General features: G+C 73.0%; 19 protein-coding genes. 13 read left to right on the top strand and 6 right to left on the bottom strand.

All coding sequences use genetic code 11. The features are described 5' to 3' along the window. Positions 1 to 268 precede the first annotated feature (268 nt). From OOK34_RS18615 to dnaG, 4 genes are all read left to right on the top strand, one after another. On the top strand, positions 269 to 994 hold the full coding sequence (locus tag OOK34_RS18615; RefSeq protein ID WP_267034984.1) for a sirohydrochlorin chelatase: 726 nt from the start codon (positions 269 to 271) through the stop codon (positions 992 to 994). A gap of 56 nt (positions 995 to 1,050) precedes the next feature. Beyond that, entirely contained in the window at positions 1,051 to 2,376 is a 1,326-nt protein-coding gene (locus OOK34_RS18610) for a deoxyguanosinetriphosphate triphosphohydrolase (protein ID WP_267034983.1), read from the top strand. 93 nt (positions 2,377 to 2,469) lie between these two features. After that, positions 2,470 to 3,744, top strand: a complete 1,275-nt coding sequence (locus OOK34_RS18605; RefSeq protein WP_267034982.1) for an NAD(P)/FAD-dependent oxidoreductase — start codon at positions 2,470 to 2,472, stop codon at positions 3,742 to 3,744. 34 nt (positions 3,745 to 3,778) lie between these two features. After that, a complete protein-coding gene (gene dnaG / locus OOK34_RS18600) occupies positions 3,779 to 5,674 on the top strand; it encodes a DNA primase (protein ID WP_267034981.1) in 1,896 nt (631 codons plus the stop codon). A 24-nt stretch (positions 5,675 to 5,698) separates the two neighbouring features. On the opposite strand, the gene OOK34_RS18595 is transcribed toward dnaG, so the two are convergent. Next, positions 5,699 to 6,139 (bottom strand): gamma-glutamylcyclotransferase family protein, encoded by a 441-nt coding sequence (locus OOK34_RS18595; protein WP_267034980.1) that lies wholly within the window; start codon positions 6,137 to 6,139, stop codon positions 5,699 to 5,701. Positions 6,140 to 6,310: 171 nt separating this feature from the next. Here OOK34_RS18595 and OOK34_RS18590 point away from each other — a divergent pair, with 171 nt between their 5' ends. The 4 genes from OOK34_RS18590 (at position 6,311) to OOK34_RS18575 (ending at position 9,761) form a co-directional block, all read left to right on the top strand. After that, positions 6,311 to 6,994: a hypothetical protein gene (locus tag OOK34_RS18590; protein WP_267034979.1), complete on the top strand. Its 684-nt coding sequence runs from the start codon at positions 6,311 to 6,313 to the stop codon at positions 6,992 to 6,994. A gap of 8 nt (positions 6,995 to 7,002) precedes the next feature. Then, positions 7,003 to 8,247 (top strand): HAMP domain-containing sensor histidine kinase, encoded by a 1,245-nt coding sequence (locus OOK34_RS18585; RefSeq protein WP_267034978.1) that lies wholly within the window; start codon positions 7,003 to 7,005, stop codon positions 8,245 to 8,247. A 167-nt stretch (positions 8,248 to 8,414) separates the two neighbouring features. Further along, complete coding sequence (locus OOK34_RS18580; RefSeq protein WP_267034977.1) at positions 8,415 to 8,957, top strand: hypothetical protein; 543 nt, start codon at positions 8,415 to 8,417, stop codon at positions 8,955 to 8,957. 186 nt (positions 8,958 to 9,143) lie between these two features. Then, positions 9,144 to 9,761, top strand: coding sequence for a class F sortase (locus tag OOK34_RS18575; RefSeq protein ID WP_267034976.1), 618 nt, complete (start codon positions 9,144 to 9,146; stop codon positions 9,759 to 9,761). Between the two features lie 51 nt (positions 9,762 to 9,812). On the opposite strand, the gene OOK34_RS18570 is transcribed toward OOK34_RS18575, so the two are convergent. Beyond that, the gene (locus OOK34_RS18570; protein WP_267034975.1) at positions 9,813 to 10,589 is read right to left on the bottom strand and encodes a TSUP family transporter; all 777 of its coding nucleotides are present in this window, start codon (positions 10,587 to 10,589) and stop codon (positions 9,813 to 9,815) included. 172 nt (positions 10,590 to 10,761) lie between these two features. On the opposite strand from OOK34_RS18570, the gene OOK34_RS18565 reads away from it, so the two are divergent. Genes OOK34_RS18565 through nirD form a run of 3 tightly spaced genes read left to right on the top strand, consistent with a single transcriptional unit; the run spans position 10,762 to position 14,938 of the window. Continuing rightward, the gene (locus OOK34_RS18565) at positions 10,762 to 12,078 is read left to right on the top strand and encodes an NAD(P)/FAD-dependent oxidoreductase (protein WP_267034974.1); all 1,317 of its coding nucleotides are present in this window, start codon (positions 10,762 to 10,764) and stop codon (positions 12,076 to 12,078) included. Further along, positions 12,078 to 14,609 carry a nitrite reductase large subunit NirB gene (gene nirB / locus OOK34_RS18560; protein ID WP_267034973.1) on the top strand — a complete coding sequence of 844 codons (2,532 nt, stop codon included), beginning with the start codon at positions 12,078 to 12,080 and terminating at the stop codon, positions 14,607 to 14,609. Before OOK34_RS18565 ends, nirB begins: the two co-directional genes overlap by 1 nt. Beyond that, positions 14,606 to 14,938 (top strand): nitrite reductase small subunit NirD, encoded by a 333-nt coding sequence (gene nirD / locus OOK34_RS18555; RefSeq protein WP_267034972.1) that lies wholly within the window; start codon positions 14,606 to 14,608, stop codon positions 14,936 to 14,938. Before nirB ends, nirD begins: the two co-directional genes overlap by 4 nt. Positions 14,939 to 14,945: 7 nt before the next feature. On the opposite strand, the gene OOK34_RS18550 is transcribed toward nirD, so the two are convergent. Beyond that, positions 14,946 to 15,359 (bottom strand): VOC family protein, encoded by a 414-nt coding sequence (locus tag OOK34_RS18550; protein WP_267034971.1) that lies wholly within the window; start codon positions 15,357 to 15,359, stop codon positions 14,946 to 14,948. Between the two features lie 347 nt (positions 15,360 to 15,706). On the opposite strand from OOK34_RS18550, the gene OOK34_RS18545 reads away from it, so the two are divergent. Then, entirely contained in the window at positions 15,707 to 16,867 is a 1,161-nt protein-coding gene (locus OOK34_RS18545) for an alkaline phosphatase PhoX (protein WP_267034970.1), read from the top strand. A gap of 82 nt (positions 16,868 to 16,949) precedes the next feature. Here the strand turns inward: OOK34_RS18545 and OOK34_RS18540 are convergent, their stop codons facing one another. The 3 genes from OOK34_RS18540 to dusB all read right to left on the bottom strand — a co-directional run bounded on the left by OOK34_RS18540 (position 16,950) and on the right by dusB (position 22,619). After that, entirely contained in the window at positions 16,950 to 17,975 is a 1,026-nt protein-coding gene (locus OOK34_RS18540; protein ID WP_267034969.1) for a helix-turn-helix transcriptional regulator, read from the bottom strand. A 426-nt stretch (positions 17,976 to 18,401) separates the two neighbouring features. Next, the gene (gene ppdK / locus OOK34_RS18535; RefSeq protein WP_267034968.1) at positions 18,402 to 21,110 is read right to left on the bottom strand and encodes a pyruvate, phosphate dikinase; all 2,709 of its coding nucleotides are present in this window, start codon (positions 21,108 to 21,110) and stop codon (positions 18,402 to 18,404) included. 366 nt (positions 21,111 to 21,476) lie between these two features. Continuing rightward, positions 21,477 to 22,619 carry a tRNA dihydrouridine synthase DusB gene (gene dusB, locus OOK34_RS18530; protein WP_267034967.1) on the bottom strand — a complete coding sequence of 381 codons (1,143 nt, stop codon included), beginning with the start codon at positions 22,617 to 22,619 and terminating at the stop codon, positions 21,477 to 21,479. Between the two features lie 97 nt (positions 22,620 to 22,716). On the opposite strand from dusB, the gene OOK34_RS18525 reads away from it, so the two are divergent. After that, positions 22,717 to 24,195, top strand: a complete 1,479-nt coding sequence (locus OOK34_RS18525; RefSeq protein ID WP_267036805.1) for an MFS transporter — start codon at positions 22,717 to 22,719, stop codon at positions 24,193 to 24,195. Positions 24,196 to 24,268 lie beyond the last annotated feature (73 nt).

Here is a 24,268-nt window from a genome sequence, read left to right as displayed (position 1 = left end):
CACCCCACCTTTCACTCGTACGAATGACCGAGTGAGCAGGCGGAAAACACCCGTCACCCCCGCGCAACGCCCACGCAACCTGCACCGCGCAGGATCGGTCCATGACGGAGCCGGTGCACCCTCCCGCCACCCAGTCCCTCCCCTCCTGCCTCCCCTCCTCGCTCCCCTTCGGCAGCGCGGCCGAGCTGCTGACCCGGATCACCGACCAGCTCGGCACCCAGCTCAGCGGCCTGCGCCCGCCACGCGCCCGGCACCACGGAGTCCCCTCATGCACCCCACCCTCGTCGCCGTGGCCCACGGCAGCCGCGACCCGCGCGCCCCGCACACCGTCCTCGCCCTGCTCGAACGGGTCCGCGAGCTCCGCCCGCGCCTCGACGTCCGGCTCGGGCACATCGAACTGAACCGGCCCCTGCTCGCCGACACCCTGCGGGACACCACCGGGGAGGCCGTCCTCGTACCGCTGCTGCTCGGCCGCGGGACCCACGTCAAGCGGGACCTCCCAGCCGCCGCGGCCCGGGCCGGGCACCTGCGGATCCGGACCGCCGCCCCGCTCGGCCCGCATCCGCTGCTCGTCGAGGCCCTGTTCGAGCGGCTCCTGGAGGCCGGCTGGACGCCGGGCAGGGCCGTCGTGCTGGCCGCCGCCGGGTCCCTCGACCCGGACTCCGCCGCCGACACCCGGCGCGGCGCCGAGCTGCTCTCCGAGCGGCTCGGCGGGGTGCCCGTGGTCCCGGCGTACGCCTCCGCGGCCGCGCCCAGCGTGCCGGACGCGATCCGGGCGCTGGCCGCCCGGGGGCACCACCGGCCCGCGGTGGCCTCGTACTTCGCCGCCCCGGGCCGGTTCGCCTCCGCGAGCGCCGCCGCCGCGACCGGCCCGGCCGCCGCCCCGCTCGGCGCGCACCCGGCGCTGGCCCGGCTGGTGCTCCGGCGCTACGACGAGGCCCTGGCCCGCCACGGCGAACACGGCGCGCAGGAGCGGGAACTGGCCACCGCATAAGGGCCGTGTTGGTTTGGATTGCTCGGATTGTCGGTGACTCCGGTTAACGTCTGAGCATGGAAGGCACCCCGTACGACGCCCCGCACGCCCCGGCCTACGAGTCCTACGATCCGGCCGCCACCGAGCGCTGGGCCGCCGAGCCCGACAAACGGCCGGGCCGCACCGCCTTCCAGCGCGACCGCGCCCGGGTGCTGCACTCGGCCGCGCTGCGCCGACTCGCCGGGAAGACCCAGGTGGTCACCCCGGGCACCCGCTCGTACGACTGGGACGCGAGCCCCCGTACCCGGCTGACGCACTCCCTGGAGTGCGCTCAGGTCGGCCGGGAGCTGGGCGCGGCCCTCGGCTGCGACCCCGACCTGGTCGAAGCGGCCTGTCTCTCCCACGACATGGGCCATCCGCCCTTCGGGCACAACGGCGAGGAGGCGCTCAACGAGTTCGCCAAGGACTGCGGCGGCTTCGAGGGCAACGCCCAGTCGCTGCGCCTGCTGACCCGGCTGGAGCCCAAACGGTTCGTCACGGGCCCGGACGGCGAACAGGCCAGCGTCGGCCTCAACCTCACCCGCGCCTGTCTGGACGCCGCCACCAAGTACCCCTGGGCGCGCGGCGGCCATCCCACCGACCCCGCCTCGGTGAAGTTCGGGGCCTACGAGGACGACCTGCCGGTCTTCGAGTGGCTGCGGCGCGGCGCGCCCGCCGGCCGCAAGTGCTTCGAGGCCCAGGTCATGGACTGGGCGGACGACGTCGCGTACTCCGTGCACGACTTCGAGGACGGTCTGCACGCCGGGCACCTCGACCCCAACCTCCTCTTCGCCGAGCCCGAGCGGACCGCCATCTGGCGGGTCGCGATCGGCCGGTACGTGCCCTCCGACACCGCTCCGGAGGAGCTGCGCGAGGCGCTGGACCGGCTGATGGAGGAGGAGTGGTGGCCGCACGGCTATGACGGTTCGGCCGTGGCCCAGGCCCGGCTGAAGGACGCCACCAGCCAGCTGATCGGCCGTTTCTGCCTGGCCGCCGAGGGCGCCACCCGCGAGGCGTACGGCTCCGGCCGCCTCACCCGGTACGCGGCCGAGCTGGTCGTACCGCGCGAGGCGCGCAACGAGTGCGCCGTCCTCAAGGCGGTCGCGGACCTGTACGTGATGCAGCGCGACGAGCAGGAGCGGCTGAGGGCCGACCAGCGCATCGTCCTGGCCGAACTCGCCGAGGCGCTCAGCGCCCGCGCGCCGGAGGGCCTGGACCCCCAGTTCCGGGCGATCTTCGACGCGGCGCCGGACGACAAGGCGCGCAAACGCGCGGTCATCGACCAGATCGCCTGCCTGACCGACGCGGCCGCCCGTTCCCTGCACGCCCGCCTCACCAGACGCGGGCGGCGCGCCGAAGGGTGAGCCGATCGGGCCACTCCCCCTTCACGCGGCAGGCTCGGTGCGGGACGCTCGCAAGTGGCCGCAAGTGGCCGAGAGGTTATGAGGAGGCATCAGGTGGTCGACGCACACCAGACGTTCATCATCGTCGGCGCAGGGCTGGCCGGGGCCAAGGCCGCCGAGACGCTGAGGGCGGAAGGGTTCACGGGCCGGGTGATCCTGATCGGGGACGAGCGCGACCATCCGTACGAGCGGCCACCGCTGTCCAAGGGGTTCCTGGTCGGCAAGGACGAGCGCGAGAGCGTCTTCGTCCACGAGCCGTCCTGGTACGCAAACGCCGACGTCGAGCTGCACCTGGGCCAGCCGGCGGTCCACCTCGACCGCGGGGCCAAGACGGTGCGCCTGGGCGACGGCACCCTGCTGCACTACGACAAGCTGCTGCTGGCCACCGGGGCCGAGCCGCGCCGGCTGGACCTCCCCGGCACGGGCCTGGCGGGGGTGCACCACCTGCGCCGGCTCGCGCACGCCGAGCGGCTGCGGGGCGTCCTGGCCGCCCTGGGCCGGGACAACGGCCACCTGCTGATCGCGGGCGCGGGCTGGATCGGCCTGGAGGTCGCGGCGGCGGCCCGCGGCTACGGCGCCGAGGTCACGGTGGTCGAGCCGGAGGCCACCCCGCTGCACGCGGTGCTCGGCCCCGAGATCGGCCGGCTCTTCACCGACCTGCACACCGAGCACGGGGTCCGCTTCCACTTCGGCGCGAAGCTCACGGAGATCGTCGGCCAGGACGGCATGGTGCTGGCCGTGCGGACGGACGACGGCGAGGAGCATCCGGCGCACGCGGTGCTCGCCGCGATCGGGGCGGCGCCGCGGACCGCGCTCGCCGAGACCTCCGGGCTGGCCCTGGTCGACCGGGCGCACGGCGGGGGCATCGCCGTGGACGCCTCGCTGCGGACCTCCGACCCGGACGTCTTCGCCGCCGGGGACGTGGCCGCCGCCCACCACCCGGCGCTGGGCACCCGGCTGCGGGTGGAGCACTGGGCGAACGCCCTCAACGGGGGTCCGGCCGCCGCGCGGGCGATGCTGGGGCAGGAGGTCTCGTACGACCGGGTGCCGTACTTCTTCTCCGACCAGTACGACGTGGGCCTGGAGTACTCCGGGTACGCCCCGGCGGGCGGCTACGACCAGGTGCTGATCCGCGGCGACGTGGCGAAGCGGGAGTTCATCGCGTTCTGGCTGTCCGACGGCCGGGTGCTGGCCGGGATGAACGTGAACGTGTGGGACGTCACGGAGCACATCCAGGCCCTGATCAGGTCGAAGGACCCGGTGGACCGCGAGCGGCTTGCGGACCCGTCGGTTCCGCTGGAGTCGCTCGTTCCGCGGGAGGGGGCCTGACGGGTTTGCCCGCGCCCGGCCGTAGACTTCACGGGTGGCAGGACGGATCAACGACGACGACGTGAAGGCGGTACGGGACGCGGTCCCGATCGACGCCGTGGTCTCGGAGTACCTCCAGCTGCGCAACGCCGGCGGCGGCAACCTCAAGGGCCTGTGCCCCTTCCACGACGAGAAGTCCCCGTCCTTCCAGGTCAGCCCCAGCAAGGGCTTCTACCACTGCTTCGGCTGCCAGGCGGGCGGGGACACCCTCGACTTCATCATGAAGATCGACCACCTCTCCTTCTCGGAGGCGGTCGAACGTCTGGCCGGCCAGGCCGGCATCACCCTGCGGTACGAGGAGGGCGGCTACACCGCCGGCACCAGCGGCCGCGGCGAGCGGATCCGGCTGGTCGAGGCGCACAAGGCCGCCGCCGTCTTCTACGCGGAGCAGCTCGGCGGCGCCGAGGCCGAGATCGGCCGCCGGTTCCTGGCGGAGCGCGGCTTCGACCAGGCGGCGGCCGAGCACTTCGGCGTGGGCTACAGCCCGGCCGGCTGGGACCACCTGACCCGGTTCCTGCGCGGCAAGGGCTTCAGCGACAAGGAGCTGATCCTCTCCGGACTGGCCCAGGACAGCCGCAGCGGCAAGCCCATCGACCGCTTCCGCGGCCGGCTCATGTGGCCGATCCGCGACATCAGCGGCGAGGTGGTCGGCTTCGGCGCGCGCAAGCTGCGCGACGACGACAACGGGCCGAAGTACCTGAACACCCCCGAGACGGCGATCTACAAGAAGTCCCAGGTGCTGTACGGCATCGACCTGGCGAAGAAGGAGATCGCGAAGACCTCCACGGCCGTGGTCGTCGAGGGCTACACCGATGTCATGGCCTGTCACATGGCCGGGGTCACCACCGCCATCGCCACCTGTGGCACGGCCTTCGGCGGGGACCACATCAAGATCCTGCGCCGGCTGCTGATGGACAACGCGACCGCCGAGGTGATCTTCACCTTCGACGGTGACGCGGCCGGGCAGAAGGCGGCGCTGCGGGCCTTCGAGGACGACCAGAAGTTCGCGGCGGAGACCTCGATCGCGATCACCCCGGGCGGGATGGACCCCTGCGACCTGCGCCTCGCGCAGGGCGACGGAGCCGTCGCCGGGCTGGTGGAGTCCCGTACCCCGCTGTTCGAGTTCGCCCTGCGGCACATCGTGGCCCGGCACAACCTGGAGAACCCGGCGGGGCGGGCGGCCGCGCTGGACGAGGCCGCCCCGGTGGTCGCCGGCATCAAGAACATCGCGATCCAGCACGAGTCGGCGGTCCAGCTGGCGGGCATGCTGGGCATCCGCGACGAGCAGTTCGTGGTCAAGCGGGTCGCACAGCTGGCCCGCTGGGCCCGCGAGCGCGGCCAGCAGCCGCAGCAGTCGCCGCGCGGCCGGACGTACGAGGACACCCCCGCGCCCGCCGCCGCGCAGGGCGGTCCCGCCCTGAACCTGCGCAGCCCGGCGCACCGCACGGAGCGCGAGCTGCTCAAGCTGGCGCTCCAGCGGCCGGCCCTGGTCTCCCCCGCCTTCGACGCGTACGGGCCCGACGAGTTCACCGCCCCGCCCTACGCGGCGGTCCGCCAGGCCATCCAGGACGCGGGCGGCGCGGCGCAGGGCACTGAGGACTACCTGGTCCGGGTGCGCGAGGCGGCCCCGAACGACACCGTCCGCGCGCTGGTCACGGAGCTGATGGTGGAGGCCATCCACGCCAAGACGGTGGACGAGGTCTACGCGGGCGTCCAGCTGGTGCAGGTCCGGCTGCGCGCGGTGGACCGCCGGGTCCACGAGATCCAGGGCGCCCTGTCCCGGCTCGGCCCGCAGGCCCCGCCGGAGCAGCACGCGGCGATCCAGCAGGAGCTGTGGGTCCTCCAGCAGTACGGCCAGCGCCTGCGCAACCGGGGCGCCGAGGGCCTGTAGGCCCGGCCCGGCCCGGCCCGGAGGCTAGGCGCGCCGCAGCCAGTCGCCGCCGGGGATCTCGGTGCCCGACTCCGCGAGGCGGTGGGCCAGGGGGGCGGCCGCCAGGTAGACCCAGGCCAGGACCCGGCTGCCGTCGGGGCGGACGGCCTCGCGGGCTACCCGGTCGTAGACGTTCCCCGGGCGCCCCGGGCCCGCGTACTCCTCCAGCAGGTCCAGCGCGACCAGCAGTTCCCCGTACGCGCCCGGCGCCGCGGTGATCAGCTCGCCGGCTATGGCGCGGCCCGGGCGGTCGACGGCGTAGGGGTAGCCGGGCCCCTCGTACAGCGCCGCGTCCGGCAGCCGGGCGGGCTCCTCGGCGGCCGTGCGGCCCCGCAGGAACAGGTCGTGGTTGACCTCGCCGGGCCGCAGCGTCCCGTACACGAAGAACGGCAGTACGCCGGATCCTGGCCGATCGACCGATGCCACGCGGCCCTCCCTCGACTACGACTGACGGTGTGCGGGCCCGGGCCCAAAGTCCCCTCTTTCCCGCGCACCCCCACCGTACGCACCGCTGTTACACGATCTCCCGGCCCCCGTGCCCCTCGCCCACTAGCGTCTGAGCCCCGTCCACCCCCCGACCCCACCCCAGACTCCCCCATGACCCGATCACCCCGCCGCTGCTCTGCCGCGCCGCTGCTCTGCGCCGCCGCGTTCGCGGCGTTCACCGCGCTCGCCGCGGGCGGCTGCGCCGCGCCCGGCGGGCTCGACACGGGCGAGCCCGTGGCCCCGGTCTCCCCCCAGCCCCAGCCCGAGCCGCTCTGGCGGGCCTGGGCCGCGGACTCCCCGCGGGCGCCCGCCCTCGCCACCGGCACCCGGCAGCAGCCCCCGGCGCCGCTGCCGGACGCGCCCGAGGTGGGCCCCGGAGGCCTCGCGGAGGTGGACGCGCTGGAGGTTGTGAAGGCGGACAAGCGGATGAGGGTGCTCATGGGCAAGGGGAAGATCAACGCCCCGGGCGGGGCCGGGATCCGCCCGCCGGTCCACCTGGACGTGACCGGTGACGGGCAGCAGGAGCTGATCGTCGCCGCCGACACCGAGACCGGCCGCACCGCGCTGAGCGTGTACGCCGCCCGAGGCAAGCGGATCGTCCCCATCCTGTTCACCGTCGGACGGCGCATGGCCGCCGAGTCCCTGGGAACCGACCTGCTGATCCGCACCGCCCCCGACGACGAGTCCGAGCAGGCCGTCCGCTACCACTGGGACGGCGTGCGGATGACGGTGGTCAACGACGAGCGCCGCTACTGCGCGGCCGGGCCGGGCGCGGACGGGCAGGCCACCCCGTGAGGGCCCCGATGCCCCTGCTGACCCGCTGCCGGCAGCGGTTGCACGCCCTGGGGCTGCGCTGGAAGATCGCCGTGCTGCTGGCCGTCGGCTGTTCGCTGGTCGCCGTCACCATCGGCGCCCTGATCCACGGGGCGCGGGCGCACCAGGTGTCCGACGCCGCCCGCAAGAGCGCGACCGCGCAGCTGATGCGCGTACGGCAGCTTTACGAGATCACCGGCCGGCTCGACTCCGACAAGGTCGGGGAGGCCGACGCCCGGATCGACTGCCCCTCCGCGCCTGCGGGCCTGCGCGAGGCGGCCCTGGACGGCCGGCGCGCCACCTACCTGGACCTGACCGGACCGGTCCCGGCGGTGTGGGCGGCCCGGCCGGTGGGCAGCGGGCACGTGCTGACGGTGCGGCAGCCCCTGACCGACGAGCAGGTCGAGCTGGAGGAGCTGGAGGAGCTGGACGCCCAGCTGATCGCCTCCGGGACGGGGGTGGTGGCGCTCGCGGCGGTCGGCGGGGCGCTGCTGGCGAGCCGGCTCAGCAAGGACCTGCGGACGGCGGCCGAGACGGCCCGGCGGATCAGCGCGGGCGACCTGGACGCCCGGATCGGGCCGTCGGGGCCGCCGGGGACCCACGACGAGGTGGCCGAGCTGTCCTCGGCGGTGGACACGATGGCGGCCAGCCTCCAGCAGCGGCTGGAGGCGGAGCAGCGGTTCACGGCGGACGTGGCGCACGAGCTGCGGACCCCGCTGACGGGGCTGCACACGGCGGCCGAGCTGCTGCCGGCGGGGCGGCCGACGGAGCTGGTACGGGACCGGGTCGCGGCGCTGCGGACGCTGACGCAGGACCTGCTGGAGGTGGCCCGGCTGGACGCCAACCGGGAGGAGGCGCGGCTGGAGGTGCACGCGCTGGGGCCGCTGGTGGCTTCGGTCACCGAGCGGTCGGGGGTGGCGGCCGAGGTGGTCGTCGCGGCGGGGGCCGCCGACGGGCCGGGCGGGGCACGGGTGCGCACCGATGCCCGGCGGCTGGAGCGGATCCTGACGAACCTGCTGGTCAACGCCCGCCGGCACGGGAGCGGGCCGATCACGGTGACGGTGTCGGGGGGCGCGGTGACCGTCCGGGACCAGGACGGGCCGGGCTATCCGCAGAGCCTGCTGCGCGAGGGTCCGCGGCGGTTCGTGACGGGCACGCCGGAGCGGGGCCAGGGCACGGGGCTCGGGCTGACGATCGCCTTCGGGCAGGCCACGGTGACCCTGCCCCGGGCCTGATGTCACCCGGACGGGGTGGGGGGACACGGATGGCCGTCCAGGGGCTCTGACGTGCGGGGATGCCGACCGGGTGGACGGCGCGGGCGGGATCTGACGCAGGCTCAGCAGGCGCCCGCCGGACACCCCGGTTTTCCTCGAGACACGACCCCGTGTCCCCTGGAGTACCCATGCGCCGCAGCACCGCCCATGTGCTCACCGCCACCGCGCTGACCGCCGTCGCCTTCGCCGGGCCGGTCGCCGGAGGGGTGGCCGCCGCGGAGCTCGGCATGACCGCCTTCGCGCCCGGGGACTTCGCCGTGCTGGAGGTCTGGCCGAAATCGGCCGCCACGGGCGCCACCGTCACCGTGAACACCAAGGCCTGCGGCCGGGGCAGTCACGCCGAGGGCGATGCCAGCACGGTGGGCGGAGGCCGCTTCAAGCTGGCCCCGGGCAACCGCGAGGACGTGGTGGTGGGCCAGTTCCGGGTCGGCCACGGCCTGCGGCCGGGCACCTACGGCATCGGCGCCACCTGCGCGAACGGCAAGTTCGCCACCGGTGACCTGGTCGTCTCCGAGCGCGGCCCGCAGGGCCACGTACGAACCGGGGTGGGTGGTGGCACGACCACCGCCACCGACCCCGCCAAGATCACGGCGGGAGCGGCAGTGCTGGCCGCGTCCGCCGTCGGCGGTACCTGGCTCCTGCGTCGCCGGGCGAGCGGCACGCGGAGCTGACGGGCGCCCACCGCGGCTGCGGCCGCGGTCCGACCGGTACCGCCCTCCGTCGCCCGCCCCGCGAGGTCCCCCCCGTTCGCGGGGACGGGCGACGGCCACTCCCACGAACGGCTAGGCAAGGGGGTACGGCGCATGCGTGGCGGCTTCCCAGGCCTCCGGGGACGCCCCGGAGCCGGCCTTGGCGGCATGCCGGAGCGGCGTGGGCGGGCCGGGCTGGTCGCGGTCGCCGCCTGTCTCGGCGTCTGGCTCATCGGCAGCGGCTCCGGCGGGGCCGTCCGGCCCCCGCTGCCCTCCCCCGCCGAGGCCCTGAGCGCGCAGACCCTCTACCCGGGGAGCATCGACCCGCTGCCCGGCTCCCCACCCCTGCGGATCCGCATCCCGTCGATCCGGGTGGACGCCCCGCTCGCCGGACTGGGCCTGGACCGCGACGGCAGCCTCGAAGTGCCCCCGCCGGCCCGCCGCGACCTCGCCGGCTGGTATCGGGACGGGACCACCCCGGGCGCGACGGGCACCGCCGTGATCGCGGGCCACGTCGACCACGCCAGCGGCCCGGCCGTCTTCTACCACCTGGGCGCGCTGCACCGCGGAGCCCGGGTCGAGGTGGTCCGCGCGGACGGGCGTACGGCCGTGTTCACCGTCCACGCGGTCGAGGTCCACGACGCCGACGCCTTCCCGGACCGGCGCGTGTACGGCCCCTCGCCGCGCGCCGAGCTGCGCGTGATCACCTGCGGCGGCAGCTTCTCCCCGCGCACCGGCTACCAGGGCAACGTGGTCGTCTTCGCCCACCTCACGGGCGCGTACTGACCGCGCGCCCAGGGGGTGTCCGGCGGATCAGGGTCGGACACCCCCTATGGCCTACCCCCACTGCTCGAGCCCCAGCTTGACCACCAGCGCGCCGACCACGGTCAGCAGCACGCCGCGGACGAAGCCGCTGCCCTTCTTCAGCGCCATCCGGGCCCCGACCATGCCGCCGGCCAGGTTGAAGACGGCCATCAGCGCGGCCAGCTGCCAGAACACCATGCCCTGGTACGCGAACATCGCGAGCGCCCCCGCGTTGGTGCAGCAGTTGACGATCTTGGCGGTGGCGGAGGCGGTGACCAGGTCGAGGTGGAGCAGCGCGGTCAGGGCCAGCACCAGGAAGGTGCCGGTGCCCGGCCCGATGAGGCCGTCGTAGAAGCCGATGCCCAGGCCCGCGAGGGCGATGGCGAGGAGCACGCGGCGGCGGGAGACGGGCGAGGTGGCGGGGGCGGCGCCGAAGCCGGGCTTGAAGATGACCACGGCGGCGACCACCACGAGCACGGCCATGATCAGCGGCCGCATCGTGTCCTTGCTGATCCCGCCGGCGAGCGCCGCCCCGCCCATCGACCCAGCGAGCGCGGCCACACCGATGCGGACGGCCAGCTTCACGTCCACCGGGGTCTTGCGGACGTAGGTGACGGCCGCCCCGGCGGTGCCGACGATGGCCACCGCCTTGTTCGTCCCGAGGACGGCGGCGGGGTGCGCGTTCGGGAGGCCGAGCAACAGGGCCGGCAGGAGCAGCAGTCCGCCGCCGCCCACCACCGCGTCGATCCAGCCGGCCGCCGCGGCGGCCACGCACAGCACGATGATCATGGTCGTTGATATGTCAGGCACGGTCCCGACCCTAGGTACCGGGTCGGTGCAAGACCCATCGATCACCGGAAACTTGCGCAAAGGTTGAGCTTCGCCGGCCTCACGGACCCCTGGTCCGGGCGCTGAGGCCGGTGTTCCGTCCGGGTAACAGGGGCGATGCGGCGGGGAAACAGCGGGCCCGCACGCTCGTGCCATGACCTCGGAGCAGCGTGTGGTGGTGATCGGCGGCGGCCTGGCGGGCCTGCGGCTCGCTGCGCGGCTGGGCCCGGAGGCGGCGGTGACCGTCCTCGGGGAGGAGACCCACGCCCCCTACAACCGGGTCCTGCTGGCCGAGGTGCTGGCGGGCCGGTACGCACCCGAGGTCACCGCGCTCCCGGCCCCCGGCCCGGTGCTGCGCCGGGGTGTCCGGGCGGTCCGGATCGACCGCGCGGACCGCGCCGTGCACTGCGACGACGGCGCCGTGGAGCGGTACGACACCCTGGTGCTGGCCACCGGCTCGAACCCGGTCCTGCCGCCGCTGCGCGGGCTGTTCACCCCGGACGGGCGGGAACTCCCGGAGGGGGTGCACGCGTTCCGCACGATGGACGACTGCCTGGCCCTGGGCGCGGCCGTACGCCCGGGCGTACGGGCGGTGGTGATCGGCGGCGGGCTGCTGGGCGTCTCCGCGACCCGTGCGCTGGCCGCGCGGGGTGCCCAGGTGGTCCTCGCCCAGCAGGCGCAGCGCCTGATGGAACGCCAGCTGGACGCCGACGCCTCCGCGCTGCTGCGCGACCACCTGACCGCCCTCGGCGTGGAGATCCACACCGAATGCCGCGTCCGGGGCCTCACCACGACCGCGCCCGGCCAGGGCCAGGTCCGGGGCCAAGGCCGGGGCCAGGGCGGCCGGGGCGGCCGGGGCCACCGCAAGGTGACCGGGGTCGAGCTCGCCGACGGCTACCGCCTCGACGCCGACATCGTCGTCCTCGCCTGCGGGGTGCGCCCCCGCGTCGGGCTCGCCCAGGCGGCCGGGCTCGAAGTCCGCAAGGGCGTCGTGGTCGACGGCCGGCTGCGCACCAGCGACCCGTACGTCCACGCGATCGGCGACTGCGCCGAACACGCCGGCCGGGTGTACGGCCTGGCGGGACCCGCCCTGGAGCAGGCCGACGCCCTCGCGGCGGTCCTCCGCGGGGGCACCGCCGAGTACACCGGCACCCGCGCCCTCACCCGCCTCACCCTGCCCACCCCCGCCCTCCCCGCCACCGACGGCTCCACCGCCGACGGCCCGGGCCCCTTCGACCTCGCCGCCTTCGGCGACCCGACCCCGCTCCCCGGCGACGACGTGGTCCGCCTCGCCGACGCCACCCGCCGCACCTACCGCAAGGTCGTCCTGCGCGGCGACCGGCTCGTCGGCGGGGTGCTGCTCGGCGAACTCTCCACCGTGGGCGCCCTCGCCCGCAGCTGGGAGGGCGACGAGTTCCTGACCGCCCCGCACGACCCGTTCCACCTGCTCACCGACGACGGAGGCCACTGATGACCGTGCCCGAGCCCCTGCCCGCGATCGTGCTCATCGGACACGGCATGGTCGGCCAGCGCTACCTGGAGGCCCTCGCCGAGCGCGGGGCCACCGCAACGCACCGGATCACCGTGCTGTGCGAGGAGCCGCGGCCCGCCTACGACCGGGTCCAGCTCACCTCGTACTTCTCCGGGAAGACCCCCGAGGACCTCTCCCTCACCCCGGCCGGCTTCATGGAGCGGCACGGCATCGAGCTGCACCTCGACGACCCCGCCGAGCGCGTCGACACCGGCGCCCGTACCGTCACCTCCCGCTCCGGGCAGGTCTTCCCGTACGACGTCCTGGTCCTTGCGACCGGCAGCTACCCCTTCGTGCCGCCCGTCCCCGGCAAGGACGCCCCCGGCTGCTTCGTCTACCGCACCATCGAGGACCTCCTCGCGATCGAGGAGTACGCCAAGACGCGGACCAGCGGAGCCGTCGTCGGCGGCGGCCTCCTCGGCCTCGAGGCGGCGGGCGCCCTCCAGGGGCTCGGGCTCGCCACCCGCATCGTGGAGTTCGCGCCCCGCCTGATGCCCGTCCAGGTGGACGCGGGCGGCGGCGCCGCCCTGCTGCGCACCATCGAGTCCATGGGCCTGACGGTGCACACCGGGGTCGGCACCCAGGAGGTGCTGACCGGTGAGGACGGCTCCGTCCGCGGGATGAGCCTCTCGGACGGGACCGCCGTCGACACCGACCTCGTGGTCTTCTCGGCCGGGGTCCGCCCCCGCGACCAGCTCGCCCGCGCCGCGGGCCTGGCCGTCGGCGAGCGCGGCGGCATCAGCGTCGACGCCCGCTGCCGCACCTCCGACCCGCACGTGTACGCCATCGGCGAGTGCGCGCAGGCCGTCGACGGCCGCGTCTACGGGCTGGTCGCGCCTGGCTACGAGATGGCCGAGACCGCCGCCGAGGACCTCCTGGGCCGCGAGAAGGAGTTCACCGGCGCCGACCTCTCCACGAAGCTCAAGCTCCTCGGCGTGGACGTGGCCTCCTTCGGCGACGCGCACGGCGCCGCCGAGGGCAGCCTGGACGTGGTCTGGTCCGACTCCCGCTCCGGCGTCTACAAGAAGCTGGTCGTCTCCGCCGACGGGGTGCTGCTCGGCGGGGTGCTGGTCGGCGACGCGGACTCGTACGGGCTGCTGCGCCCGCTCACCGGCAGCGTCCTGCCGGTCGCCCCCGAGCAGCTGGTGCTGCCCGCCGGCGTCGGCGCGCCCGTCGCGCTCGGCCCGTCCGCGCTGCCCGACACGGCGGTGATCTGCTCCTGTCACAACGTCACCAAGAAGGCCATCACCGCCTGCGCCACCCTGCCCGAGGTGAAGAAGTGCACCAAGGCCGGCACCGGCTGCGGCAGCTGCCTCAAGGTGATCGGGCAGCTGCTGCCGGCCGCGGCCGACAAGGGGCTGTGCGGCTGCTTCCCGTACACCCGGGCCGAGCTGTACGAGATCGTCCGCACCCGGCGCCTGGCCTCGTACCGGGAGATCCTCGACGGCCACGGCCGTACGGAGGCCCGCGGCGGCGACGGCTGCGAGGTCTGCAAGCCCGCCGTCGGCTCGATCATCGCCTCCCTCGCCCCCACCCTGGGCGCCAGCGGCTACGTACTGGACGGGGAACAGGCGGCCCTCCAGGACACCAACGACCACTTCCTCGCGAACCTCCAGCGCAACGGCTCGTACTCGGTCGTCCCGCGCATCCCGGGCGGTGAGATCACCCCCGACAAGCTGATCGTGATCGGGGAGGTGGCCCGCGACTTCGGCCTCTACACGAAGATCACCGGAGGTCAGCGCATCGACCTCTTCGGCGCGAGCGTGGACCAGCTCCCGCAGATCTGGGCGCGCCTGGTCGACGCCGGTTTCGAGTCCGGGCACGCCTACGGCAAGGCGCTGCGGACGGTGAAGTCCTGCGTGGGGCAGACCTGGTGCCGCTACGGGGTCCAGGACAGCGTACGGATGGCCATCGACCTGGAGCTGCGCTACCGGGGCCTGCGCGCCCCGCACAAGCTGAAGTCGGCGGTGTCCGGCTGCGCCCGCGAGTGCGCGGAGGCGCAGAGCAAGGACTTCGGGGTCATCGCGACGGCGAGCGGCTGGAACCTCTACGTCGGCGGCAACGGCGGGGCCACCCCGCGCCACGCCGACCTCCTCGCCCAGGACCTGTCGGACGCCGAACTGGTCCGGCTCATCGACCGGTTCCTGATGTTCTACATCCGCACCGCCGACCGGCTGGAGCGGACCTCCACCTGGCTGGACCGGCTGGAGGGCGGCCTGGAGCACCTGCGGGACGTGGTGATGCACGACTCGCTCGGGCTGTGCGCGGAGCTGGAGGCCCTGATGGCCGAGCACGTGGCGCACTACCGCGACGAGTGGGCCGAGACCCTGTCGGATCCGGAGCGGCTGCGCCGGTTCGTGTCCTTCGTGAACGCGCCCGGAGCTCCCGACCCCACCGTGAAGTTCGTTCCCGAGCGCGACCAGGTCAAGCCCGACCTGGCCGTCCTGACCATTGGAGGACCGGTCCGATGACCGTCGAACTGCGGGTGGCCGAAGGCTGGCTGACGGTGTGCGAGCTGTCGGCGCTCACTCCCGGGCGCGGGGTCGCGGCCCTGCTGCCCGACGGGAGCCAGGCCGCGGTCTTCCTCGACCGCGCGGGGCGCCCGTACGCCATCGGCAACCAGGACCCCTTCACCGGCGCGCACGTCCTGTCGCGCGGGCTGGTGGGGCGGGCGGCGGGCCGGCCCTTCGTGGCCTCGCCGCTGCTGAAGCAGCGGTTCGACCTGGAGTCGGGGCGCTGCCTGGACGACGAGGAGGTGGCGGTCCGGACCTACCCGGTGCGGACCGCCGCGACCTCGTAGCCGCCGGTCAGCCCTGGACGGCGGCCGGGTCCATCCACACGTACTCCCACACGTGGTGGTCCAGGTCCTCGAAGGCGCGGCCGTACATGAAGCCGAGGTCCATGGCGGGGCGGGGCTCGGTGGCGCCCGCCGCGAGGGCGGCGTCGACGATCTCGTCGACCTTCTCGCGGCTCTCGGCGCTGAGCGCCACCATGACCTCGGTGGTCTTGGAGGCGTCGGCCACCGGCTTGGTGGCGAACTCCTTGAACTTCTCCTCGGTCAGCAGCATCGCGAAGATGGTGTCGCTGATCACCAGGGAGGCCGCGGTCTCGTCGGTGAACTGCGGGTTGAAGGAGTAGCCGAGCTTCTCCCAGAAGGCCTTCGCGGCGTCCAGGTCCCCGACGGGCAGGTTGACGAAGATCATGGTGGCGTTCGCGGACATCCCGGTCCCTCTTCTCTCGTGCGGCGCGGTCTCGTCCAGCGCCTTCGAGGGGTAGACCGGGGTGTCCGGGGAAACTCATCGCTCCCCGGGAAATTTTTTCGAGATTTCTTCGGCGGACCACAAAACCGCAGGTCAGGCCGCCGCTGCGGGCAGAGCGCGGGAGGCGGGCAGGAGCGCGGTACGGGCGCGGCCGGTGTGCCGAAGTCGCCGCAGGAGGATTGACCCCGAGCTGGTCGCTCCGGCGTCATGGAGTGTTGACGTCACGTCAACTCGACGCCTCTAGGTTCCTCGACGCGTGCGACCTCGCGCCCGACCGGGCGCGGGGCCTTCCTCCCACAGGAGTGACCGTGGAACGTCGTACTTTCCTGCGCGGTGCTGTGATCGGCTCCTCGGCTGCCGCCTTCGGCGGCACGCTCATGCACGGGGCCGCCTACGCGGCCCCCGCCCAGCCCGGCGCCGGGCCCTACGGGGCCCTGGGCGCGGCGGACGCGAACGGCATCATGCTGCCCGCCGGCTTCAGCAGCCGGGTGATCGCCCGGTCCGGCCAGACCGTCGCCGGCACCTCCTACACCTGGCACAACGCCCCCGACGGCGGAGCCTGCTTCGCGGACGGCACCGGCTGGATCTACGTGTCGAACTCGGAGATCAACCCGAGCGGCGGCGCGAGCGCGGTGAAGTTCAACTCCTCGGGCACCGTCACCGGCGCCTACCGGATCCTGTCCAACACCCGGCAGAACTGTGCGGGCGGCAAGACCCCGTGGAACACCTGGCTGTCCTGCGAGGAGGTCAGCCTCGGCTACGTCTACGAGACCGACCCGTACGGGGTGAACGCGGCCGTCCGCCGCTCCGCGATGGGCAAGTTCAAGCACGAGGCGGCCGCCGCCGACCCGGTGCGCAAGGTGATCTACATGACCGAGGACGAGTCCAGCGGCTGCTTCTACCGCTTCATCCCCACCACCTGGGGAAACCTTTCCTCCGGCACCCTCCAGGTGCTCGTCGCCGGCACCGCCACCTCGGGCTCCTTCACGTGGCAGAACGTCCCGGACCCGGACGGCTCCCCCACGACCACCCGCACCCAGGTCTCGGGCTCGAAGAAGTTCAACGGCGGCGAGGGCTGCCACTACGCCAACGACACGGTCTGGTTCACCACCAAGGGTGACAACCGGGTCTGGCAGCTCAACCTCGCCACCAGCACTTACGAGCTGGCCTACGACGACTCCCTGGTCCCCGGCGGGGCGGCCCCGCTGACGGGCGTCGACAACGTGACGGGGTCCTCCTTCGGGGACCTGTACGTCGCGGAGGACGGCGGCAACCTGGAGATCTGCGTGATCACCCCGGACGACGTGGTGGCGCCCTTCCTGCGGGTCACGGGCCAGTCCTCCTCCGAGATCACCGGCCCGGCCTTCTCCCCCGCCGGGAACCGCCTCTACTTCAGCAGCCAGCGCGGTACGAGCGGCTCCTCCTCCGGCGGCATCACCTACGAGGTGACCGGCCCCTTCCGGGTCTGACCTCCGCTCCCGGCCCGGCGCCCGGCGGGGAAGGCTACGGCCTCCCCCGCCGGGCCGCTTCACGTCCTGGCGAACCGATCCTTCAGGACACCACCGCGCCGCCCTTGAGCAGGGCAGCGCCCAGCGGGGTCACCGTGTGCAGGACCGCGTTGCCGTGGCGCAGGGTCGTCACCAGGCCCGCCTCGCGCATCACGCAGGCGTGCTGGCTCGCGGAGGCCAGGGAGACCCCGGCCCGGCGGGCCAGCTCGCTGGTGGTGGCCCCGTCCCCGATGGCCCGCAGCACCACCGAGCGGGTGTGGCCCACCAGCTTGCCCAGGGTGCGCTGGCGCTGCTCCTCCGGCCGGGCGGCCTCCCCGCCCGCCGCCGCGGAGGCCAGCTGGGCGGCGGCCGGGTAGACCAGCACCGGCGGTAGCTCCGGGTCGTGCAGGGTCACCGCGGTACGGCGGCAGAAGAAGGACGGCTGGAGCAGCAGCCCGCGCCCGCGCAGCCGTACGTCCCGGTCCACCGGGTACTCGCACTCCAGCACCGGGGCCCGCCAGCGCAGCATCGGCGGCAGCGAGGCCAGCAGCTCGTCCGCGCCGCCGTCGAGGAGGGCGCGGCCGCGTGCCGCCCGCTCGGCCTCTATCTGGGCCTGGATGTGGGTCCAGTACGGCTCCACGGCCGCCCGGTGGTACGCGCGGAGCTCGCCGAGCAGCCGGGGCAGGTGCTTGGTGCCCCCGTCCATCAGCTCCCGCAGCCGGGTCGGCGGCGGGGTCCCGAAGGCCGCGCCGAAGCCCGTACCGGCGCCGGCGCCCACGAGGGACAGCTCGCGCCGCAGCCGCTCGGGGCGCAGCCCGCGCAGTGCGTCGAGGCCGAGGTCCCACCCGTACTGGCCCTCGGCCGGGGTCAGGAAATCGGGGAAATAGCCACGAGCCGGTATGAGCGCACCCAGCAGCCTTGTTTCACCATTCAACCTGCTCCGGGTTTCCGTACGCCATTCGCCGAAGAACCGGGCGTCACGCCGGTCCCTTAAGCGATGAAAACTAAGAATCGTTTCCCACAACGCATCGGGACGCCCTGCCATCCGTACGCGTGCCAGGTCCACTCCAGTGAAATGGATACGAAGCACCGAACCCCCACCTGTGCAACCGCAATCCCCCCGCCCCATGAGTATGCATGCCGTCACACGTGGTCACCACGCCCTTTCGGCCACAGTTGAAACCCCTTTCGGCGGAGGCGTGACAAGCGAAATCCTGTACTCCGCCAGACACACTCCAGTGCGACCGAAACGCTCCGTGAAGGCCGTGGGGGGCTTTGCGGGGCCTGGCGGTCGGTCGCACCGGGAAGCGCCGACGTGCCTGGCAGATAGGCGGCAGGCGGTGGACGGGTGGGGATCCGTCCACCGCCTGGCGCCGTAATGACTTTGTTGAATATTTCGCGATACGGCCCGCACCGGAAATGGAGGCGCCCGCCCCCGGCAGTCAGGGAACCGGGGGCGGGCGCAGTCAGGGGGGCTCGGCGGCCCTGCGGGGCCTCAGCGGGCCCCTGGGGGGCCTCAGCGGCTGTCGGAGCCCTTGGCCTCGGCGGCGGCGCGGCCGGCCTCCAGGCGCGCCACCGGGATCCGGAACGGCGAGCAGGAGACGTAGTCGAGGCCGACCTCGTGGAAGAAGTGCACCGACTCCGGGTCGCCGCCGTGCTCGCCGCAGACGCCGAGCTTGAGGTCGGGGCGGGTGGCCCGGCCCTGCTTGACCGCGTGGCGCACGAGCGAGCCGACGCCGTCCCTGTCGATGGTCTCGAAGGGCGAGACCCCGAAGATGCCCTTCTCCAGGTAGGCGGTGAAGAAGCTGGCCTCGACGTCGTCGCGGGAGAAGCCCCACACCGTCTGGGTCAGGTCGTTCGTGCCGAAGGAGAAGAACTGCGCGGCCTCGGCGATCTGGGCGGCGGTCAGCGCGGCGCGCGGCAGCTCGATCATCGTGCCGATGGTCAGCTTGAGGTTCGTACCGGTGGCGGCCTCGACCTCGGCGATGACCTGGTCGGCCTCGTCGCGGACGATCTCCAGCTCCTGCACGGTGCCGACGAGCGGGACCATGATCTCGGCGCGCGGGTCGCCCTTGGCGTTCTTGCGCTCGGCGGCGGCCTCGGCGATCGCCCGGACCTGCATCTTGAACAGACCGGGGATGACCAGGCCCAGGCGGACGCCGCGCAGACCCAGCATCGGGTTCTGCTCGTGCAGCTTGTGCACGGCCTGGAGCAGGCGCAGGTCGTTCTCGTTGGCGTCCTTGCGGGACTCGGCGAGGGCGACGCGCACCGACAGCTCGGTGATGTCGGGCAGGAACTCGTGCAGCGGCGGGTCGAGCAGGCGGACGGTGACGGGCAGGCCGTCCATCGCCTCGAACAGCTCGACGAAGTCCTTCTTCTGGAGCGGCAGGAGGGCACTGAGTGCCTCCTCGCGCTCGCTGTCGGTGTCCGCGAGGATCAGTCGCTCCACGAGTCCACGGCGCTCGCCGAGGAACATGTGCTCCGTGCGGCACAGGCCGATGCCCTGGGCGCCGAAACGGCGGGCGCGCAGCGCGTCCTCGGCGTTGTCGGCGTTGGCGCGCACCCGCAGGCGGCGGACGCGGTCCGCGTAGGCCATGATCCGGTGCACGGCGGCGACCAGCTCGTCGGCGTCGTCGGCGCCGGCGTGCATGCGGCCCTCGAAGTACTCGACGACCGGGGACGGTACGACGGGTACCTCACCGAGGTACACCTTGCCGGTGGAGCCGTCGATGGAGACGACGTCGCCCTCTTCGATGACCGTCTCGCCGACCGTCATCCGGCGGCGCTTGGTGTCGACGTCGAGCTCCTCGGCGCCGCAGACGCAGGTCTTGCCCATGCCGCGGGCGACGACGGCGGCGTGCGAGGTCTTGCCGCCGCGCGAGGTCAGGATGCCCTCGGAGGCGATCATGCCGTCGAGGTCGTCGGGATTGGTCTCGCGGCGGATCAGGATGACCTTCTCGCCCGAGCGGGACCACTTGACGGCCGTGTACGAGTCGAAGACGGCCTTGCCGACCGCCGCACCCGGGGAGGCGGCGATGCCGCGGCCCAGCAGGGTGGTCTTCGCATCGTCGTCGAAGCGGGGGAACATCAGCTGGGCCAGCTGGTGGCCGGTGACGCGCTGGAGCGCCTCGGCCTCGCTGATCAGGCCCTGGTCCACGAGCTGGGTGGCGATGCGGAAGGCGGCGCCGGCGGTGCGCTTGCCGACGCGGGTCTGGAGCATCCACAGCTGGCCGCGCTCGATGGTGAACTCGATGTCGCAGAGATCCTTGTAGTGGGTCTCCAGCGTCGTCATGATCGTCATGAGCTGGTCGTACGAGGCCTTGTCGATGGCCTCCAGGTCCGCCAGCGGGACGGTGTTGCGGATACCCGCGACGACGTCCTCGCCCTGGGCGTTCTGCAGGTAGTCGCCGTAGACGCCCGCGTGGCCGCTGGCCGGGTCGCGGGTGAAGGCGACGCCGGTGCCCGAGTCGGGGCCGAGGTTGCCGAAGACCATGGAGCAGATGTTGACCGCGGTGCCCAGGTCGCTCGGGATGCGCTCCTGGCGGCGGTAGAGCTTGGCGCGGTCGGTGTTCCAGGAGTTGAAGACGGCCTCGACGGCGAGGTCGAGCTGCTCGCGGGCGTCCTGCGGGAACTCCCGGCCGGCCTCCTTCGCGACGATCTTCTTGAAGGACTTGACCAGCTTCTTCAGATCGGCGGCGTCGAGGTCGGTGTCGACGGTGACCTTCTTGGCGGCCTTGGCCTCGTCGAGGGCGTCCTCGAAGAGCTCGCCCTCGACGCCGAGGACGGTCTTGCCGAACATCTGGATGAGGCGGCGGTACGAGTCCCACGCGAAGCGCTCGTTGCCGGCCTGGGTGGCGAGGCCGGTGACGGACTCGTCGGAGAGGCCGATGTTGAGGACCGTGTCCATCATGCCCGGCATGGAGAACTTCGCGCCGGAGCGGACGGAGACCAGCAGCGGGTCGTCCGACTGGCCGAGCTTCTTGCCCATCTTCGCCTCGAGGGCGGCGAGGTGCGCGCTGACCTCGTCGCGCAGCTCGGCCGGGGCCGTGCCGCTCTCGAGGTAGACCTTGCAGGCCTCGGTGGTGATGGTGAAGCCGGGGGGGACCGGGAGACCGAGGTTGGTCATCTCGGCGAGGTTGGCCCCCTTGCCGCCGAGAAGGTCCTTGAGGTCCCGGTTGCCCTCGGTGAAGTCGTAGACGAACTTCTGATCTTTGTTTTCCGACACGGGTCTCGACTCCTCGAGGACTCGGGTGGCTGCCCTGACGGCCAGGAACATACCCAGATCGAAGGCTTCTGGGTATGTCCACTTGGCCGTCATGCGGCTGTAACCACCCATGCGCCACCGGATCGAAAGTAACTCGCGGGTAATGCGAACATACGAAGAGCCTTCAGAAGCCGAAGCGAGAAGGGCCTCCTGAGGCTTGATCGTGCTCGGATGAGCGATCATCGATACATTTGCGTTCAAGTCTTGAACGCAGAAAGGGTGGCACCCAGTGCCACCCTTTGAAAGTCTTACCCGTGACTTCTGCGCTCATCTGAGCGAAACCCCTCCCATGCGTGGCGTATATCACGCGGCACGGAGGGCGATTTCTCAGCCTCCGGAGGTGTCCAGCTCGGCATCCTCGCTCACGCCCGCGCAGTCGTAAGGATCCTTCAGCCAGCCTTCAGGCAGGACAACTCGGTTGTTTCCGGACGTCCGGCCGCGCGGGCCGTCCGCTCCGTCGGGCCACGGCTGATCCAGATCGAGCTCGCTCAGATGAGCGTCCAGCTCGGCCAGGGAGGAGGTGACCGCCAGCTTCCCGCGCATCTCGGAGCCGACCGAGAATCCCTTGAGGTACCAGGCCACGTGCTTACGGAAGTCGATCACCCCGCGCGCCTCGTCGCCGATCCACTCCCCCAGCAGCTGGGCGTGCCGCAGCATGGTGTCCGCGACCTCGCGCAGCTTCGGCTTGTGGAAGTCCTCGGGGCGCCCCTCGAAGGCCGCGACCAGGTCGTTGAACAGCCACGGCCGCCCCAGGCAGCCGCGTCCCACGACCACGCCGTCGCAGCCGGTCTCGCGGACCATGCGCAGCGCGTCCTCGGCGCACCAGATGTCGCCGTTGCCGAGGACCGGGATCTCCGGCACGTGCTCCTTGAGCCGGGCGATCGCGTCCCAGTCGGCGGTGCCGCCGTAGTGCTGGGCGGTGGTGCGGCCGTGCAGGGCGATGGCGGTGACGCCCTCCTCGACGGCGATCCGGCCGGCGTCGAGGTAGGTGAGGTGGTCGTCGTTGATGCCCTTGCGCATCTTCATGGTCACCGGCAGGCCGCCGGCGCCCGCCACGGCCTCGCGCAGGATCGCGCGCAGCAGGTTGCGCTTGTACGGCAGGGCCGAGCCGCCGCCCTTGCGGGTGACCTTGGGGACCGGGCAGCCGAAGTTGAGGTCGATGTGGTCGGCGCGGTCCTCCTCGACGATCATCCGGACGGCCTTGCCGACGGTGGCGGGGTCCACCCCGTACAGCTGAATCGAGCGCGGCTTTTCCGACGCGTCGAAGTGGATCAGCTGCATGGTCTTCTCGTTGCGCTCGACCAGGGCGCGGGTCGTGATCATCTCGCTCACGAAGAGCCCCTTGCCGCCCGAGAATTCGCGGCAGAGCGTACGGAACGGGGCGTTGGTGATGCCGGCCATGGGCGCGAGCACCACGGGGGGCTGCACGGTGTGCGGGCCGATCGCGAGGGGCGGAGGGAGCGTGGTCATCCCCCCATTCTCCCGCACGCGCCGTTCGTTAGTTATCCGTACTATCGGCGGCATGCATCACATCAGTGACGTGGGTCACATGGGCCACCGGCGTCGCATGCTCATCCTGGCGATCTGCTGCATGAGCCTGCTGATCGTCAGCCTCGACAACACCGTCCTGAACGTCGCCCTCCCCTCGATGCGCCGCGAGTTCGACGCCTCGGTCTCGGGGATGCAGTGGACCATCGACGCCTACACCCTGGTCATCGCCTCGCTGCTGATGCTGGCCGGGGCCACGGCGGACCGGATCGGGCGCCGCAAGGTCTTCGCCTGGGGGCTGGTCCTCTTCACGGCGGGTTCGGTGCTGTGTTCCCTGGCGCCCGGCCTCGAGTGGCTCATCGCCTTCCGCATGATCCAGGCCGTCGGCGGCGCGATGCTCAATCCGGTCGCCCTGTCGATCATCACCAACACCTTCACGGACCCGAAGGAGCGCGCACGCGCCATCGGCGTCTGGGGCGCGGTCGTCGGCATCTCCATGGCCGTCGGGCCGCTGATCGGCGGGCTGCTGGTGGACTCGGTGGGCTGGCGGTCCATCTTCTGGATCAACCTCCCCGTCGGGCTCGTCGCCCTCGTGCTGACCGTGCGCCACATCCCCGAGTCCCGGTCCGAGCGCCCGCGCCGGCCCGATCCGGTGGGCCAGCTGCTGGTCATGGCGCTGCTGGGCGCGGTGACGTACGCGATCATCGAGGGTCCGGCCGCGGGCTGGACCTCGTCGCCGATCCTCGGGTGCGCGCTGGCCGCCGTGGCCGCGCTGGCGGGGCTGCTGCGCTACGAGCCCCGGCGGGCGGACCCGCTGATCGACCCCCGGTTCTTCCGCAGCGTCCCCTTCAGCGGGGCGACGGTGCTGGCGGTGAGCGGTTTCGCCGCGCTGTCCGGGTTCCTCTTCCTGAACACCCTCTACCTCCAGGACGTGCGGGGGCTCGACGCCCTGGACGCCGGACTCCACATGCTGCCGATGGCCGCCTTCGCCTTCCTGTGCGCGCCGGTGTCGGGGCGGCTGGTCGCCGCGCGGGGGCCGCGACTGCCGCTGCTGGTCGCGGGAGTGACGATGGCGGCGAGCGGGGTGCTGTTCGCGGCGTTCGCGGCGGAGGAGTCCGACACGCTGATGTTCGCCGGGTACGTGCTCTTCGGCATCGGCTTCGGCCTGGTCAACGCCCCCATCACGAACACGGCGCTCGCCGGGATGCCGCGCGCCCAGGCGGGGGTGGCGGCCGCGCTGGCCTCCACCAGCCGGCAGACCGGCGGGGCGCTGGGGGTCGCGGTGATCGGCGCGGTGCTCGCGGCCGGCACGGCGGGCGGCGGGAGCTTCGCGACGGCGGCCCGGCCGGCCTGGTGGATCATCACCGGCTGCGGGCTGCTGGTGCTGCTGGTAGGCGCCGCCACCACCGGCCCCTGGGCCCTCGCCACCGCCCGGCGCACGGCCCAGTCCCTCGAACCGGCTCCCGCCGCCGCCCCGGCTCCCCCGCCGGGACACGGCTCCAGCCACCGTACGGACGGCGGCCTCCCGCCGGCGCCCGGCCCCGCCCCGGCGGGCTGAGGCCTCCCTGCTCCCGACCCCGTCGACTCCCGGCCCTTCACGCTGACGAGTGACAGATATTGAAATCTGTCAC

The organism is Streptomyces sp. NBC_00091 (assembly GCF_026343185.1).
Taxonomy (GTDB): domain Bacteria; phylum Actinomycetota; class Actinomycetes; order Streptomycetales; family Streptomycetaceae; genus Streptomyces.
Note: the sequence above shows the minus strand (reverse complement) of the source record. Positions and strands in the feature narration are given on the sequence as shown.